The following is a 16,040-nucleotide window of genomic DNA, read 5'->3' as shown; positions in this document are numbered from 1 at the left end:
GCCATTCGATTGGGTGGCTGTCAATATTCTAATTGGGCAAAGGTTGTTCGTGAGAAAGTATTTCATTAGCCAGTGGTTCTGTTTCTCAAGTATTTTGGCCGCTGCATTCCTATTAGCAAATGGGCAGTTATATCAAATATCTTCCATTGTTTTCTTCTACGGATATTTCACAGAGCTAAAGTATCAATCACTGTTTTTTTTATTGATTTTTTTACTTTTTTCTAGCACTGCTTCACTTAGCAGAAAATTACGAACAGATCACAGCAAAGTAGCCATAAAAAAGTCTTGGTTAGTAGTGTTTTTGTTTTGGATATTGTTGTTTTTAACATTAGCCAGCTGGGGAAGCTACAGAGTTTTAGATGCACACCTTGATCCTAGTTCCTTGAGCATACTTCTTGAAAATGGTGTGCAGCTATTTTTGCATGTCATAGACTTTTTGGGATGGACTCTGCTGCTAGGCATGACTCTGCTATTGCTAATTGCAATACCAATGAGTATTGCTTTTTCAAAATCAAGGTTGATGAGCTGGCCAGGATTGCAGTATTTCTCGATATTTATCATTGCAATGGTTTTTGTTATTCAATGGGTATTGCCCCAAATGTGGGCTTTGCAGCCTAACCAGCGAATTGTATTAAAAAATGGGCAGGCATATACAAAGGAAAGCTTTCTGGAGCATGTCAAAAACCAGAGAAGCGGCTTGTTTAGTCACATTCATTCCTATTTAATTCAATTAATTAGCCCGAGACCTGCGATAGTACCTGAAGATATTCAAGTGTCTTACCAAGAAATAATAAGTTTGGGAGATTTTAAAAATCTTCAAGACGAAAAAATAACAGATGGTCACATTGAAAAGCCCAACGTAATTATTATTTTGATAGAATCTTTGCGAAAAGATGTATTTTCATTATATGGTGGTGCTCAAATAGTTATGCCGGCGACGGAACAACTATTTGGCAATAAAAGTATCGTTTTTTCAGATGCTTACTCTCAAGCTACGCATTCGAACTATGCTGACATCCCCCCCCTATCATCTATGTATCCTCTTCGTGATTGGGTAAGTCATTACTATCCTGAATCACCAGCCTATCCTAGACTTGTTGCTCATGATATTTTCTCAGCTATGGATTATCAAACTGCAATTATTTCATCGCAGAATGAACGGTGGGGAGGGATGTTTAACTATCTTAATACAAATGGACTTGATCGCTTCATTCATGCAGAAAATTACAGGGGTATTCTGAATGATGAAACATTTCAAGCTACGGATGTTTCTGGTAACGAGCAGGGTATCCTCTTAAAATCAACTTCGAATATGCTCAGTAAAAATGATCGCGCAGGTAAGATAGATGATGCAAATACAGTTGATTTAATTGTCGATTGGATTGCTAATACAGATAGTAGCAAACCATTTTATATATATAGCAACCTGCAATCGAGCCATATGCCTTTTAAAGTACCAGATAGTGAGCCCAGACCTTTTTCAGAAGATGAAAAATGGGCTGCTTTAATACAGAATGGCTACATTTATGGCGTTCCGGAGAAGGCGCTCACCCAAGCTTATTTCGATACGCTGTACTATATGGATAAGCAATTGAGTCGATTGTTTGAATATCTGAAGAAGACAAGCAAGTTAAAAAATACGTTAGTGGTTGTCACAGCAGATACGGGAGTCCGCTTATCTGGCGGGTTCGGTAATGCAGGGCCAGTGGTTCAGGATGTTGTACAAGTGCCACTAATGATGAAATTGCCAGAGAGCATAAGATCTAAAGCTGAAATTATTGATAAGCAGATAGAGCATGTTGACTTGTTGCCTACGATTTTAGACTTGCTTGGCTGGGCCCAGCACCCAGGCTTTCAAGGGGATTCTATATTTTCTCGTGATGAAAATAAGCCGCTATTTCAATTGGCACAAGCACCTGCGGCGCATCAATACTCTGTTATTTATAAAAACTGGAAACTGGTCTACGACAAAAACATTGATGATTATTTTTTTGAAATTTTAAAAGGTTCTATAGAGCCAACTCCGGCTCAGCGAAAGGTAATGGTTGATTACCTTCTAGGGTGGATCGTTGCGCAACTGGATTATTATGAAAATCCAGAGTTGCAAGCAAAATTCTATCCACCAAGAATTAGCCTTAAAAAGCATTAGGTTATTTTCTAACAACACCTGCCAACCATAAATTATTTAATGCTAACAACATCTGCCAGCCATAAATTATTTGATTCTTTCAATAGTTAATTGATTTGGTTGGTAGTGTTTCAACAAAGCTCAGCTCAAAGCTGAGCTTTGTTTGTCTACTCAAAAAATTCTGTATTTCACCACTCAGTCCCAACCCGCTCGGGCCACTGGGTATAAGCAGTCACTTGCGTTTCTACCGCAGCACTGGCAGACGGCTGAATCAACATCTACCAGCCACTAATTACTCAATTCTTTCAATAGTCAATTAATCTGGCTGATGATGTTCAACAAAACCCGGCCAACTCGCCGGGTTTTGTTTGTCTGCTAAAAGCCCTTCAGCATTTCACCACTCAATCCCAACCCGCTCTGGCCATCGAGTATAAGCAATCACTTGTTTCTCAATAGTTTCATTAGCAAACGGCTGAAACCTAACCTGCTGTAATAAAGTATCACCCGACTGATACAACACCCGAAAATTCATTTCTACTGTAAAAAAATCAATTAAGTTGTCAGCTTCAAAATCAAGCAAAGTAATATAGTTTTTTTCATAAATCACCGCCTTGCCAAAGTTATCATCAAAACCTAATTGATAATCGCCTTTGCTCACTTCAGTTAAAAAATCGCCTTGTCCAGAATTGATTATTTGGTATTGCCCAGCCGCTAAATCACCCTTAATTAATTTGACACCCTGTTGGCTAAAATAAAATTCAGCCAAGTGAAAGCTACCAGCAAACAATCCGCTTAATAATAATATTGTTTTTAACCAGCGTTTATTAGATAAACTGTAGTGTTTAAAAAAAGTGCGTTGTTTAGATAAATGAAGGCGATCAGATTTAATCAATAATGAGCCAGCCGATAAGACACCGGCCAAACGAGTGTTAAGCAACTTCATAATGCTTCTCTTTTTTTATTTTTATTTTATGTAGGTTGGCTAAGCCTGTCGGCACACCCAACATTGCGATCGCCATTAAATACTAAGGCTTTCACAACACCGCTATATAGGAGGGGACTACCCAACAAACGCAATCACATCTGCCGCGCACCTATTTACCCGGAAACTCCCCACTACCTCGCTACTCACCTACCAAGCGACCTTATCAATTCACCGCCAACCACTCAACCTTAAAAGAAAGCCACTGGCTTTTTGAAGTGCGACAAATCACACTTTTACTCACTATTAGCTGACCAATTACGCCACCCAAGGCGTTATCTAATATTAAAAACCTGACTTAAATCAAACATTTCAAGTGGGCGATACAACCAAAAATCACAAACACCACCACTCGTCGCATTCTGCTATTGATAACTATATAAAAAGATTGATCATCAGCTTTCGTTGGCACACCGGTTGCCATGCAATCAATTAATGAATTGCACAACAGTTGGCTTGTCATTTTTCTGATGGGCTTTCTATTAAATAACCGGAGAGAAAGATGAAAGCACAAATGCAAAAGGGTTTTACTCTGATCGAATTAATGATCGTAATCGCGATCATCGGTATTTTGGCGTCTGTGGCACTGCCTGCTTATCAGAATTACACTAACCGTTCAGCAGCAACTGAGGCGCTGTCAGCCTTTAGGCCTTTGCAGTTGTCTATTGCTGAATATGTTGCTGTAGAAGGTACTACACCAGATGCACTGGCTGATTTATCTCAATATGGCGGATATGCTGCAGCGGCGGACTATGCGCTAGGTATTGTTGAAAAAATCGAATTCGCTGAAGGTGGTGACCCTACTACTGGTGCAAACGCAGATCCATTGGCTAAATCTATATTGGCAACAATTACATTTGCGAATACTTCTGCAAATGACTCTGTGCCAGCAGCGTTGTCAGCTAAAACTATAATTTTGAAAGTTTCATCTTCTAACGGAAAAGTTGCATTTGGTTCGCCAAACTCTCTTTCTGGAACTCTTCCTGCAGAGATTACGCCTAAGTTTGGTAAAGGCTAAACCTGGATCTAAACCTGCGGGACTAAAACCTGCCGGGACTAAAACCTGCCACGGGATCAAAACCTGCCAGGCATAATCTGATTGATTCTGTCTTGGTTTGATCAGCAAGATTGATGGTTCTCAAAGCCCAATAGGTTCTGCCTGTTGGGCTTTGTTGTATCTGCTGTTTAAGAGTTTCTCCGTAGGTTGCATAGTCAAAACCTGCCAGCCATAAATTGATTGATTCTGTTTTGGTTTGATCAGCTAGATTGATGGTTCTCAAAGCCCAATAGGTTCTGCCTGTTGGGCTTTGTTGTATTTGGTGATCAAAGCTCTGCACTTGTTGCCAAACAATTAACTTCACAGTTGCAATGGTACGAACCAATCTGCGAGTCCGTTTTTTTACCTTCAAACACCGCACTTGCTTTAACCATTACCGTCCATGGCAACTGGGTGACTCACAAGGATGTGAGAAATGCAGAAAATGCAGGGACGCAATTTTCTGCCCCGGCATCACGGCTTTGGCATGACCTCTATGGATGGGGGAAATGCAGAGCAAATGTCTGGAACATTTGCTGCCTGCGTCGCCCTAATCCGTACATCCATGCACTTCCTGCTCGGGATGACCGCACCCAGCAATTAACTTCATAAGTGCTGCAATCCCAACAATTAACTCCGTAGTTGCGATGTACGAACCAACTTGCAAGCACGTACATTTAGCAACACCTCCAAGCTAACTTGTTATGCACCAAGCAGAGTGCTCGGTGCTTGCTACTGGGTGCGGTCATTCCCGCCAGGGATTGGCGGGGACCCAGTGCCATGGATGGTAAAAGCCGCGAGTACCAAACCTGTAGAAACCAAACAATAAACCCCTCGAACTTTTACCCCAACCCCACCAAAAACTGTCATGTGACAAACTTTGTCACCCATAAATGACATTTATGGTCACAAAGCGGCATTTAGTCACCTCCAGCCCGCTAACCCGGCCACTTTAACAACCTGAGTTAACTTCATGTTTGACAAGTGGTTAAAATCTGCTTGTATTCGGTTTCTGTTTATTGTTGAATAGCTGGCACACAAGTTGAATGGTATTAAATCAAGTTTGTTCGGTGGTGGGTTGTATGATTTTGCTGACCAGTGGTTTGGAAGGGTGTTTTTGCCGACCTTATAACAAAGGTCGTAACAAAAATCACCGCAAAAGCCACCAACAATCACTCAAACAGCATGCAACTTTACAAGCGAGAACAGGTACTAATTTGATCGTTTGCTTTGCGGTTATTGGAATGTGCAATCGGCAAAGCAAAATATCATTTAATTCAGCCTTGTGCTGAATTAAGCAGTTAAACCACGCCAATGTTATTGGCTAACAACAATAATAAAAGCGTAAAAAAACCAAAAATAAAAACTGGAGAATAACAATATGAAAGCATCTATCTCTAAGGGTTTTACCCTGATTGAATTAATGATCGTTATTGCGATTATCGGTATTTTGGCGGCAGTGGCTGTGCCGCAATATAAGACCTATACACAGAGAGCGACAGTTAATACTCAAGCTTTGAACGCTATTAGACCTGCACAGTTGGCGGTCGCTGAATACGCCTCAACTTTTGCTAAGTTACCGTTGCCTGCGGACCTAGTAAAATATGGTATTAGTGCAACAGCTACAGACAATAAACTGGGAAAAATAGCATCTGTTGCTTATGGTTATACTGCTGGAGACGCTAATGCAGTCATTACAACCACTTTCGATACAGCAGCCAACGGTGTACCATCAGATTTAGCTGGCTTGAAATTAGATGTTTTAGCTACTATCGGTACAGCTGGTGGCATATCTTTTTCAGTTGATGCTACAAAGCTTGGAACAAGTGGTTATGTTAGTTTAAAACTAGCGCCGAAAACTTTGTAAGCAAAAACAATATCTGCCAGCCATAAATAAACAATATCTGCCAGCCATAAATTATTTGATTCTTAGAATGGTTAATTGATCTGGTTGATGATGTTTTAACAACACAAAACCTGCCAGGCATAAATTAATTGATGAAACCCCGCTGCGAATTAATTCTTTTAATTTCACAGCGGGGTTTTTCTTTTATATGCATGATTAAAACCTGCCAGGCATAAATTGATTTATAAAGCCCTGCTGCGAATTAATTATTTTAATTTCACAGCAGGGTTTTTGTTTTATATGCTACCTAAACTTCAATAGCGTAGGTTTGCAGTGCTATGACAGGTCACCATTTTAATTCTGCTAAACCTCATTCTGATCAGACCTTTGATTTTGGTCGTCGTTATACCGAGAAAACAAAACCTGCCAGGCATAAATTGATTTATAAAGCTCCGCTGCGAATAAACAAAACCTGCCAGGCATAAATTGATTTATAAAGCCCCGCTGCGAATTAATTCTTTTAATTTCACAGCGGGTTTTTTGTTTTATATGCTACCTAAACTTCAATAGCGTAGGTATGCAGTGCTATGACAGGTCACCATTTTAATTCTGTTCAACCTCTTTCTGATAGCCCGTTTGATTTTGGCCGTCGTTATACCGACACGGTTGAAATTGCCAAGGTTGGGCCACGTCGTGTTGGAATGAATCCTCAGTTTTGCCATTGGTTCCACTGCGTGAGTAGGGTATGTCGCAAGGCGTGGCTGTGCGGTGTTGACCCAGATACCGGTGAAAGCTTTGAGCACCGCCGAGACTGGATTGTTAAGCGTTTGGCATTGCTGGCAGATGCTTTTTCTATTGAAATTGCCAGTTATGCCGTAATGAGTAACCATTACCATTTAGTGCTGTGCGTTAATTTAGAAAAAGCTAACAGCTGGAGTAGTGATGAGGTTTTGCGCCGTTGGTGCAAGGTGTACCAAGGCCCTGAAATGGTTCGCCGCTATTTAGAGGGTGACAATTTAATGCCGTTAGAATTGCAATATGTTGAAAGTTTTGTTGATGAATATCGCCAGCGGTTGGTCGATTTAAGTTGGTTTATGCGCAGCCTGAATGAACCACTAGCAAGAATGGCGAATAAAGAAGATAAATGCACTGGGCATTTTTGGGAAGGGCGCTTTAAAGCCCAGGCTTTGTTAGACGAACAAGCCATTTTAACTTGTATGGCTTATGTTGATTTAAACCCGCTGCGCGCAGGTATGGCGAAAACGCCAGAGCAGTCAGATTATACTTCAATCCAACAACGAATTCTTCGCAATACTAAGGTTGGGAAAAAACCAGCTGATGCCGATATTGAAGTAATATCAAATGAAACTTCCAAAGCTAACTTAGCTATTAAACCTAAATTAAAGCCATTTAAAAGCAAAGACCCGCTGCAAGAAAATATTCCTTTCTCTTATCAAGATTATTTAATACTAGTTGATCAAACTGCACGAATTATTCGTTCAGGAAAGGCTGCAATGGATAATACTTTACCGCCGATTATTGAACGGTTGAATATTGACCAAACCGTTTGGATCCAAACCATGGGCCAAGGCGGTAATAAGTTCCACCGGGCAGTAGGATGTTTGGCATCGCTAAGAAAGCATGCGGTTCAGTTGAAACAATTTTGGGTGGGCGGTTCGGGTTCAGATCGATTGTTTAAGAATCCATAGGCAAACATTCCGGTCATATTTCAACAAAACCTGCCAGGCATAAATTGATTTATAAAGCCCTGCTGCGAATTAATTATTTTAATTTCACAGCGGGGTTTTTGTTTTATATGCTACCTAAACTTCAATAGCGTAGGTTTGCAGTGCTATGACAGGTCACCATTTTAATTCTGCTAAACCTCATTCTGATCAGACCTTTGATTTTGGCCGTCGCTATACCGATACGGTTGAAATTGCCAAGGTTGGGCCACGTCGGGTGGGAATGAATCCTCAGTTTTGCCATTGGTTCCACTGCATGAGTAGGGTATGTCGCAAGGCGTGGCTGTGTGGTGTTGACCCAGATACCGGTGAAAGCTTTGAGCACCGCCGAGATTGGATTGTTAAGCGTTTGGCACTACTCAAAACAAAACCTGCCAGGCATAAATTGATTGATGAAACCCCACTGCGAATTAATTCTTTTAATTTCACAGCGGGGTTTTTGTTTTATATGCTACCTAAACTTCAATAGCGTAGGTATGCGGTGCTATGACAGGTCACCATTTTAATTCTGTTCAACCTCTTTCTGATAGCCCGTTTGATTTTGGCCGTCGTTATACCGACACGGTTGAGATTGCCAAGGTTGGGCCGCGTCGGGTGGGAATGAATCCTCAGTTTTGCCATTGGTTCCACTGCGTGAGTAGGGTATGTCGCAAGGCGTGGCTGTGCGGTGTTGACCCAGATACCGGTGAAAGCTTTGAGCACCGCCGAGACTGGATTGTTAAGCGTTTGGCACTACTGGCAGATGCCTTTTCTATTGAAATTGCTAGTTATGCCGTAATGAGTAACCATTACCATTTAGTGCTGTGCGTTAATTTAGAAAAAGCTAACAGCTGGAGTAGTGATGAGGTTTTGCGCCGTTGGTGCAAGGTGTACCAAGGCCCTGAAATGGTTCGCCGCTATTTAGATGGTGACAATTTAATGCCGTTAGAATTGCAATATGTTGAAAGTTTTGTTGATGAATATCGCCAGCGGTTGGTCGATTTAAGTTGGTTTATGCGCAGCCTGAATGAACCATTAGCCAGAATGGCGAATAAAGAAGATAAATGCACAGGGCATTTTTGGGAAGGGCGCTTTAAAGCCCAGGCTTTGTTAGACGAACAAGCCATTTTAACTTGTATGGCTTATGTTGATTTAAACCCGCTGCGCGCAGGTATAGCGAAAACGCCAGAGCAGTCAGATTATACTTCAATCCAACAACGAATTCTTCGCAATACTAAGGTTGGGAAAAAACCGACTGATGCCGATATTGAAGTAATATCAAGTGAAACTTCCAAAGCTAATTTAGCTATTAAACCTAAATTAAAGCCATTTAAAAGCAAAGACCCGCTGCAAGAAAATATTCCTTTCTCTTATCAAGATTATTTAATACTAGTTGATCAAACTGCACGAATTATTCGTTCAGGAAAAGCTGCAATGGATGCTTCTTTGCCGTCGATTATTGAACGGTTGAATATTGACCAAGCCGTTTGGATTCAAACCATGGGCCAAGGCGGTAATAAGTTCCACCGGGCAGTAGGTTGTTTGGCATCGCTAAGAAAGCATGCGGTTCAGTTGAAACAATTTTGGGTGGGCGGTTCGGGTTCAGATCGATTGTTTAAGAATCCATAGGCAAACATTCCGGTCATATTTGAGCGCAGTGAACTCTTTGCTATAAGCAGTTACAATTGAGCCCATTGGTTAGGTTTGTTGTCACTTGTGAGTCGCTCTGGCTATTGATACCCATTTTTTGAATCGTTGCATTGATACGCTAGATAAAGCGTATGGTATGTTGCAAGGTGCTACTACTGAAAGCATTGAATATGAAATGTACCGCTCGGCCTGTGTGAAAGAGTTTGAGATTATTCTTGAGCAGTCGGGTAAATTGCTGCCTAAGTGTTTGAAAGATTATATGCACAGTCCAAAGGCAGTCGATCGATTGGTATCCAAGGAAGTTTTTCGTTATGCAGCACATCATGATTTTCTGACATTAGAGCAAGCGGAGCGATGGTTGCTTTATCAAGATAATCGCAATAATACGGCGCATGGTTTTGAAAGTGATAGCGGTAAAAAGTTCGCAGAAACCACTTTAGAGCTACTAGCCGACTTTATTATTGATGCACGTGCTTTAGCTGTCGCAGTTGATCAACAGCGAGTATCTGAATAATGGCGTTGGATTTACGAGATATGGACCGCCAGGCAATTTGCAGGTTAGCTAATGAAGCGCTGCCCACAGGCAGTCAAATATGGGTTTATGGCAGTCGAGTGAAGGGTACTTCTCATAATACCAGTGACTTAGATTTAGTGGTGCATTTACCTGATGCTAATAGCCCAAAGAGTGACGTATTGAATAACAGTGCCTTAACGGATTTTACTGAAGCGTTAAGTGATTCCAATATTCCGATTATTGTTCAAGTTCTAGCGTGGCAAAGAATACCAGAGCAGTTTAGAGAAAATATCTTAAAAAAATATATTGTGCTTTGGAGTAATTAAATTTTTGCTAGATGGCTTTCTCACATAAATAAAATTATGCCTGGCAGATTTTGAAAGAGCTTCAAAGCACCAGTTTTGAAAGATCCCTATTGAAAGGTATCATTGGCAGGTAATTTTAAAAGGACATTAGCTGAATGAATTCACAAGCTGCAGTGCAAGACTTGCTTACTTACCTCGAAAGCTCCCCAACGCCATTTCATGCAACGCTCGAGTTGACCAAGCGCCTAGACGCGGCAGGCTTTCGCCCGTTGAATGAGCGTGATGAATGGGCACTAAAGCCTGGCGATGCTTGTTATATCACTCGCAATGACTCTTCAATTATTGCCTTTAAAACCGGTAATAACAGCTGGCCTACGCCTTGGAAGTTAGTCGGTGCCCATACCGATAGCCCTTGCCTGAAGGTGAAGCCAGAACCGGAACTGCTGAAAAATGGCTACTTCCAGTTAGGGGTTGAAGTTTACGGCGGTGCTTTGTTAAATCCATGGTTTGACCGGGATTTATCATTGGCAGGTCGGGTGAGCTGGCAAGATAACCAAGGGCAGCTGCAGCACTCTTTGGTTGATTTTAAAAAGCCGGTTGCAATGATTCCATCATTGGCGATTCACCTCGACCGGGAAGCCAATAAAAACCGTACGATTAATCCGCAAACCGATATACCACCAATTCTAATGACAGCTAGCGACAAGCCTGACTTTAGAAGTATGTTGAAAGATTTACTTTTGGCACAAGGTGACCAGGCTGAAAAGGTGCTCGATTTTGAAATCTGTGCCTATGATGTTCAGCCGCCGGCATTGGTGGGTTTCAACCAAGAATTTTTAGCATCTGCCAGATTGGATAACTTATTAAGTTGTCATGCAGGCTTAACGGCATTGCTGGAATCTGATGGGTCTCAGCCGGTGATGTTAGTGTGTAATGACCATGAAGAAATTGGCAGCCAAAGTGCTTGCGGTGCTCAGGGGCCATTTTTGCGTAGTGTGCTGGAGCGCATTGTTGGTGGGCGTGAAATGTTAGAACGCTGCTTGCCAGATTCACTGTTAATCTCAGCTGATAATGCCCATGCGGTACACCCTAATTTCGCCAGCAAGCATGATGGCAATCACTTGCCTACCATGGGCGGTGGCCCGGTAATTAAGATTAATGCCAACCACCGCTATGCAACCACCAGCATTACCAGTGCTCAGTTCCGACAGCTGTGTGAAAAAGCACAAGTGCCGGTGCAAACTTTTGTTGCAAGAACCGACATGGGTTGTGGCAGTACGATTGGCCCGTTAACTGAAGGCGAGCTAGGTTTGCCGGTGCTAGATGTTGGCATGCCTCAGTTTGCTATGCACTCGGTGCGTGAAACCTGTGCCGTTGAAGATGTTGTGAGCATGGTGAAAGCGCTTAAAGTTTTCTTCGCATAAAATATTTTGCAGTTTAAGAACTGTAATGAATCTAAAAAGCGCAGCAATGGCTGCGCTTTTTTTATGGCTGGTGGTTTTTATAAATCAATTTATGCCTGGCAATAATTGAAAGTTTAATGTGATCCAACGCACATTAAATTTTTACTTTTTTATTGTGCAGTTACCGCTAGTCAATAAACTGCCGCTGATATTTTTTATCATGCGCACCACTGATTGATTGGCCTTTGGATCTTCCAAATCATTTTATCGAGTTACAAATTCTGCCAATACCGCTCTGTCAGGCTTTAATAATAATCCTCTTGCAATATCCCACTGTGTTAGTTGGTCTTTATGTCCGGGGAGCCGAGACTCAGCTCATCTTTGTTCGTATTTAGATAGCTATTTAATAACTAAAATTTAATTAGACGCTGGTATTGCCAGGTTGCGGTGGCGTAAGCATTTATTGATAGGGAAATGCTGATCGTTAGGGAAAACAGGGAACAACAAAAATCCAGAGGATGGAGTTATGACAGACATAAATGTAATTGACGGCACGGATGGCAATGATGTCATTAATGGCAGCGATGGTGATGACCAAATAACCGGTTATGCCGGTAGTGATTTTATTAAATCAGGTGATGGTGATGACCAAATTCTGGGTGATGGGAGCCAAGGTGGCGGTTATAGCACCGATAACCTGCTAATTAACGGTGATTTTGAAGATAATGGCTTAGAAGAAGATGGTAGTGGTATTTTTACCAACCTAGCGGGTTGGAATGCCGATCCAGTAATGGAAATTCACCAAGGTGAAGTGACGGGAATTGATAATGCCACTGGCAATAGCGTACTCGAATTAGATTCACTGCATGAGCCAATTTTCCCTACCAACTCAACAGTGGCGCAAGTATTCAATGTTACTAATGCCGGAATGGTAAGAGTTACTTTTGAAGCATCGGCCAGAACCGGTGATTCAGCTGATTACACAACAGCCGGTTATGAAGTGTTGGTTGACGGTGAAGTGGTATTTACCGGAACACCCGATTCTTCTGATTGGCAAAGTTACCAGTTAGAGGTTGAGCTGGGGGTAGGTAGCCACGAGATTAGCTTTAGAGCGATCGGTGAAGAAGATGGCTATGGTGCGATTATTGATAATGTTGCGGTGAATCAGGCAGCTGGCGGTAGCGGTTTTAATGATAATATTTTTGCTGGTAATGGAGATGATGTGGTCGATGGCCAGCAGGGCAATGACTTGATTTTTGGTGATGATTTTGGCTTTGCATTTGAATCAGTTGATTTATCTTCTGCATTAACTGGTTTTTCTCCAGATGCCAATGGTGATTTACAGCCATCCAATATTACCAGCATCACTCAGCCAGATGGTTCGCAAGCATATGGTGTTGAAGGTGCGCCATCGCTAGTCGATGCCCAAATTGGCATAGATATGAATTCGGGCGTCAGTGAAAAAATGCAGATAGATCTACAGGGTGATGCATTAGCAGCCAAAGTGGGCATTTCAAATTTATTTAATGATGAAGCTGGCGCCAATGAAATGGGTGCTTGGGAAGCTTGGAATGACGGCGTATTAATTGCTAATGGTAGTTTTACCTCCAATGATTTACAGCAGAATGCTGATGGCTCAAGTTATTTAGCGATTAATGCTGGAAACACTGGTTTTCAGGCATTTGATACCTTGGTAATGAGTGCCGTTGATAATCAAGCGGTCGGTGATAATAGCGATTATTTTGTAACTTCAGTTGAAGTGGCAGGCTTTGCCGGTGAGGGTAATGATCAATTATCTGGCGGTGAAGGTAATGATAAATTGTTTGGTGGTGCATCGAGTGATTTTAATATTACCGATAGCAATAACGATGGTTTATATGACATTGGCGGTGTAAAAGGTTTACAGCTATCAGTGTCGATGGATTACACCTCTGCTTGGTATAACAATAGTATTGGTTATTTCGTTAAAGATTCTGACGGCAATATGCAGGGTGAAGTTGTTTGGGGTAATGTAAAAAACCATTGGGGTGAAACACTCGACATTTCAATTGATGAAGTCCCTGAAGGCGGTCAATTAGGATTTTTCTTAGTACCTAACGGCGGCCGAAGCGGTGTTTGTGATGGTGAATCTGTTTCGATATCACAAAATGAACAGGGTAATTATGTCGTCAATGACGCTAACGGCAATGCAATATGCGGCCAATATGGCACTAGTATTTTCTATTCAGATGCTTCTATGAATGCTGATGGCATTAACCATATGCGAGATGGCGCTTGGGAAGATTTATTTGGCGGTGGTGATAACGACTTCAATGACGTGATTATCGACATTGAAGTATCTGGTTACAGTGAAATGCTAGACGGCGGTGCCGGTGATGATTTGTTAGACGGCGGTGACGGCGCAGACATGCTGATGGGTGGCGAAGGTAATGACCGGCTGTTTGGTGGCAATGGCCAAGACCAATTACAAGGCGGCAGCGGTAATGATCTACTGGCCGGTGGTAATGGTGCCGATACGCTAAGCGGTGGTTCTGGTAACGATACGCTGGTTTATGACTCGGTTGATTTTGAAAACCAACAAAGTAGTGATGATTCAGGCTGGGAAGACTGGAGTGAATGGGAGGGCTGGGCTGATTATGGTTGGATGTTTGAGGCTCTGCAAGCAGATAATGTCTATGCTGGCGGTGCTGATTTTGATGTATTAGTTGCTAATAGTGATGCCTCAATTGATATGACCGGTAATGCAATGACTGGAGTTGAAGCAGTAAAAGGCGCAGTTGGTTCTGATCAGCAGATAACGGTTAAATTAAATGAAATCTATGATGAATCAGACGCATCGGCCCAAGGTGATCAAACTGACTTTGACGCCTTCGTTGCGCTACTAGGTAATGATGACCACGATGCTTTGAACCTTACCGGTGGCCGTTGGGGCGTTGCTTCAAACCAGCAAGCTAATAAAACTGAACTAGGAACTGAAGAGCTTTCAGCAATGGGGCTGGATAGTGCAGATGGTCTGAATAGCTTTGTTTTCTGTAAAGGCGAGAAGTTTGTCACTATTTGGACAGACTTAGCATCAGAAGATATCACCTTAAATGGTTATAACCTGGATTATTGGATTTAAATAACAGCTCCCCATTATTTGTTAAGTAAAAACTAACCATCTGAACTTATAAATTCAGATGGTTTTTTTTGTGCTTTATAAAGAAAATTATGCCTGGTAAAGAGAATTATGCCTGGCAGATTTTAGACCGCAGATTTTAGACCGGAACTTATAAATTCAGATGGTTTTTTTTGTGCTTTATAAAGAAAATTATGCCTGGCAGATTTTAGACTGCAGATTTTAGACCTGGTTGATGTATCTATTGATAACCCGATATATTGCTTGCTGGGGGTTCACCGAAAGCCTCGAAAGTTGCAGGTCGCGCATAGCGCTCCGTGCAACCTACGCGGGCAAGCAATTAATAGCAGCGGTTAATGCGTTTTTTCCATTCTCGAAAAAAAATTATGCCTAGCAGGTTTTGAGAATCTACCAACAAAAAAATCCCCAGTACGCACTGGGGATTTCATATAAAACTGCCTATTCGGTTTTAGGCACAGTTTGCCGATAAGCATGCCAAGTTGCATGGCCCAGCCATGGCAGAATAACTGCAAGGCCGATGTAAAAGGTCATAATGCCGATGGCCAATAAAAACACAATTAATCCTGCCCATAACATCATAGCGGCGAAGTTATTACCGACCACTTTAAAGCTGGTGATGATGGCAGAAAATGCATCGGTTTCTCTATCTAATAACATCGGAATTGAAATGGCAGTGAGTGCAAAAACTAATAAGGCTAGTACTGCACCTAAACCGCTACCAATTAATAAGAAAGGAATACTGTTCTTTGAGGTAAGCAACACATCAAAAAAGGTTTCGAAAGTGACATGCTCAAAGGTGAATGACAAAGCAAACATCACCATGGCAATTCGCATCCAGGCCATCATAAACAGCATCATGATTAAGCCTATTGCTGCAACATGGATTGGATTTCTTTTCCAAGAGCCGATGGCACTAGGTAGTGATACTTTGTCGCGAGTTTCTAGCTGACGACTAATGTCATAAGCCACACCACCGAGTAATGGGGCCATCAAGAAAAAACCTGCGGCCATTGGCAAGATCAAATGTACCTGTTCTAAACGAATAGCAACTAGTGTGACTAACCAGCTAATGCAAACCATCATCACGCCGTAAGCAAAACTGGCGTAGCCGGCTTTACGGAAATCTTGCCAACCCATTGCTAACCAATGCCAAGGGGCATCGAGTGTAATGTCTGCCGGATCGGGAAGTCGGCTAGAAGTAGACTGCGGCGAAGCTTCAATTGAAGATTGCTTGCTTTGTGGCATATCGGCTGTTTTACCCATGGTTAATTTCCTTACCGATTTAGCCCCCAACTTTTTGAGGTGCTAATTAA

Annotated in this window: 13 protein-coding genes; 11 read left to right on the top strand and 2 right to left on the bottom strand. The window is 42.0% G+C overall.

The genetic code is table 11. The features are described 5' to 3' along the window. The first annotated feature begins 49 nt into the window (after positions 1-49). Positions 50-2,149, top strand: a complete 2,100-nt coding sequence (locus DC094_RS05405; RefSeq protein WP_133245468.1) for a sulfatase-like hydrolase/transferase — start codon at positions 50-52, stop codon at positions 2,147-2,149. A 373-nt stretch (positions 2,150-2,522) separates the two neighbouring features. Here the strand turns inward: DC094_RS05405 and DC094_RS05400 are convergent, their stop codons facing one another. Further along, a complete protein-coding gene (locus tag DC094_RS05400; protein ID WP_116686030.1) occupies positions 2,523-3,071 on the bottom strand; it encodes a hypothetical protein in 549 nt (182 codons plus the stop codon). 541 nt (positions 3,072-3,612) lie between these two features. On the opposite strand from DC094_RS05400, the gene DC094_RS22515 reads away from it, so the two are divergent. From DC094_RS22515 to DC094_RS05345, 10 genes are all read left to right on the top strand, one after another. Next, positions 3,613-4,128 carry a pilin gene (locus DC094_RS22515; RefSeq protein WP_116686029.1) on the top strand — a complete coding sequence of 172 codons (516 nt, stop codon included), beginning with the start codon at positions 3,613-3,615 and terminating at the stop codon, positions 4,126-4,128. Positions 4,129-4,410: 282 nt separating this feature from the next. Then, on the top strand, positions 4,411-4,758 hold the full coding sequence (locus DC094_RS21855) for a hypothetical protein (RefSeq protein ID WP_133245467.1): 348 nt from the start codon (positions 4,411-4,413) through the stop codon (positions 4,756-4,758). A 769-nt stretch (positions 4,759-5,527) separates the two neighbouring features. Continuing rightward, complete coding sequence (locus DC094_RS22745; RefSeq protein WP_116686026.1) at positions 5,528-6,013, top strand: pilin; 486 nt, start codon at positions 5,528-5,530, stop codon at positions 6,011-6,013. 566 nt (positions 6,014-6,579) lie between these two features. After that, positions 6,580-7,701, top strand: a complete 1,122-nt coding sequence (locus tag DC094_RS05375) for a transposase (protein ID WP_116686025.1) — start codon at positions 6,580-6,582, stop codon at positions 7,699-7,701. Between the two features lie 145 nt (positions 7,702-7,846). Continuing rightward, complete coding sequence (locus DC094_RS05370; protein WP_116686024.1) at positions 7,847-8,206, top strand: hypothetical protein; 360 nt, start codon at positions 7,847-7,849, stop codon at positions 8,204-8,206. A gap of 17 nt (positions 8,207-8,223) precedes the next feature. Continuing rightward, on the top strand, positions 8,224-9,345 hold the full coding sequence (locus DC094_RS05365; RefSeq protein WP_116686023.1) for a transposase: 1,122 nt from the start codon (positions 8,224-8,226) through the stop codon (positions 9,343-9,345). A gap of 118 nt (positions 9,346-9,463) precedes the next feature. Then, complete coding sequence (locus DC094_RS05360; protein ID WP_206605570.1) at positions 9,464-9,880, top strand: nucleotidyltransferase substrate binding protein; 417 nt, start codon at positions 9,464-9,466, stop codon at positions 9,878-9,880. Beyond that, positions 9,880-10,206, top strand: a complete 327-nt coding sequence (locus tag DC094_RS05355; RefSeq protein ID WP_116686021.1) for a nucleotidyltransferase family protein — start codon at positions 9,880-9,882, stop codon at positions 10,204-10,206. Before DC094_RS05360 ends, DC094_RS05355 begins: the two co-directional genes overlap by 1 nt. Before the next feature lie 134 nt (positions 10,207-10,340). Next, the gene (locus DC094_RS05350) at positions 10,341-11,609 is read left to right on the top strand and encodes a M18 family aminopeptidase (protein WP_116686020.1); all 1,269 of its coding nucleotides are present in this window, start codon (positions 10,341-10,343) and stop codon (positions 11,607-11,609) included. A gap of 505 nt (positions 11,610-12,114) precedes the next feature. After that, complete coding sequence (locus DC094_RS05345; protein ID WP_116686019.1) at positions 12,115-14,709, top strand: calcium-binding protein; 2,595 nt, start codon at positions 12,115-12,117, stop codon at positions 14,707-14,709. Between the two features lie 456 nt (positions 14,710-15,165). Here DC094_RS05345 and DC094_RS05340 read toward each other — a convergent pair whose 3' ends face one another. Continuing rightward, positions 15,166-15,990, bottom strand: coding sequence for a DUF2189 domain-containing protein (locus tag DC094_RS05340; RefSeq protein ID WP_116686018.1), 825 nt, complete (start codon positions 15,988-15,990; stop codon positions 15,166-15,168). Between the last annotated feature and the right edge of the window lie 50 nt (positions 15,991-16,040).

This window comes from Pelagibaculum spongiae (genome assembly GCF_003097315.1).
Lineage (GTDB): Bacteria > Pseudomonadota > Gammaproteobacteria > Enterobacterales > Pelagibaculaceae > Pelagibaculum > Pelagibaculum spongiae.
The sequence above is the reverse complement of the archived record's forward strand: the minus strand, read 5'-3'. Positions and strand labels throughout refer to the sequence as shown.

What these genes read in the sequence shown, in the direction of transcription:
- DC094_RS05400 (WP_116686030.1), bottom strand. Translation starts at nt 3,071, where the DNA reads ATGAAGTTGCTTAACACTCGTTTGGCCGGTGTCTTATCGGCTGGCTCA.
- DC094_RS05345 (WP_116686019.1), top strand. Translation starts at nt 12,115, where the DNA reads ATGACAGACATAAATGTAATTGACGGCACGGATGGCAATGATGTCATT.
- DC094_RS22745 (WP_116686026.1), top strand. Translation starts at nt 5,528, where the DNA reads ATGAAAGCATCTATCTCTAAGGGTTTTACCCTGATTGAATTAATGATC.
- DC094_RS05370 (WP_116686024.1), top strand. Translation starts at nt 7,847, where the DNA reads ATGACAGGTCACCATTTTAATTCTGCTAAACCTCATTCTGATCAGACC.
- DC094_RS05375 (WP_116686025.1), top strand. Translation starts at nt 6,580, where the DNA reads ATGACAGGTCACCATTTTAATTCTGTTCAACCTCTTTCTGATAGCCCG.
- DC094_RS05365 (WP_116686023.1), top strand. Translation starts at nt 8,224, where the DNA reads ATGACAGGTCACCATTTTAATTCTGTTCAACCTCTTTCTGATAGCCCG.
- DC094_RS05340 (WP_116686018.1), bottom strand. Translation starts at nt 15,990, where the DNA reads ATGGGTAAAACAGCCGATATGCCACAAAGCAAGCAATCTTCAATTGAA.
- DC094_RS05350 (WP_116686020.1), top strand. Translation starts at nt 10,341, where the DNA reads ATGAATTCACAAGCTGCAGTGCAAGACTTGCTTACTTACCTCGAAAGC.
- DC094_RS22515 (WP_116686029.1), top strand. Translation starts at nt 3,613, where the DNA reads ATGAAAGCACAAATGCAAAAGGGTTTTACTCTGATCGAATTAATGATC.
- DC094_RS05355 (WP_116686021.1), top strand. Translation starts at nt 9,880, where the DNA reads ATGGCGTTGGATTTACGAGATATGGACCGCCAGGCAATTTGCAGGTTA.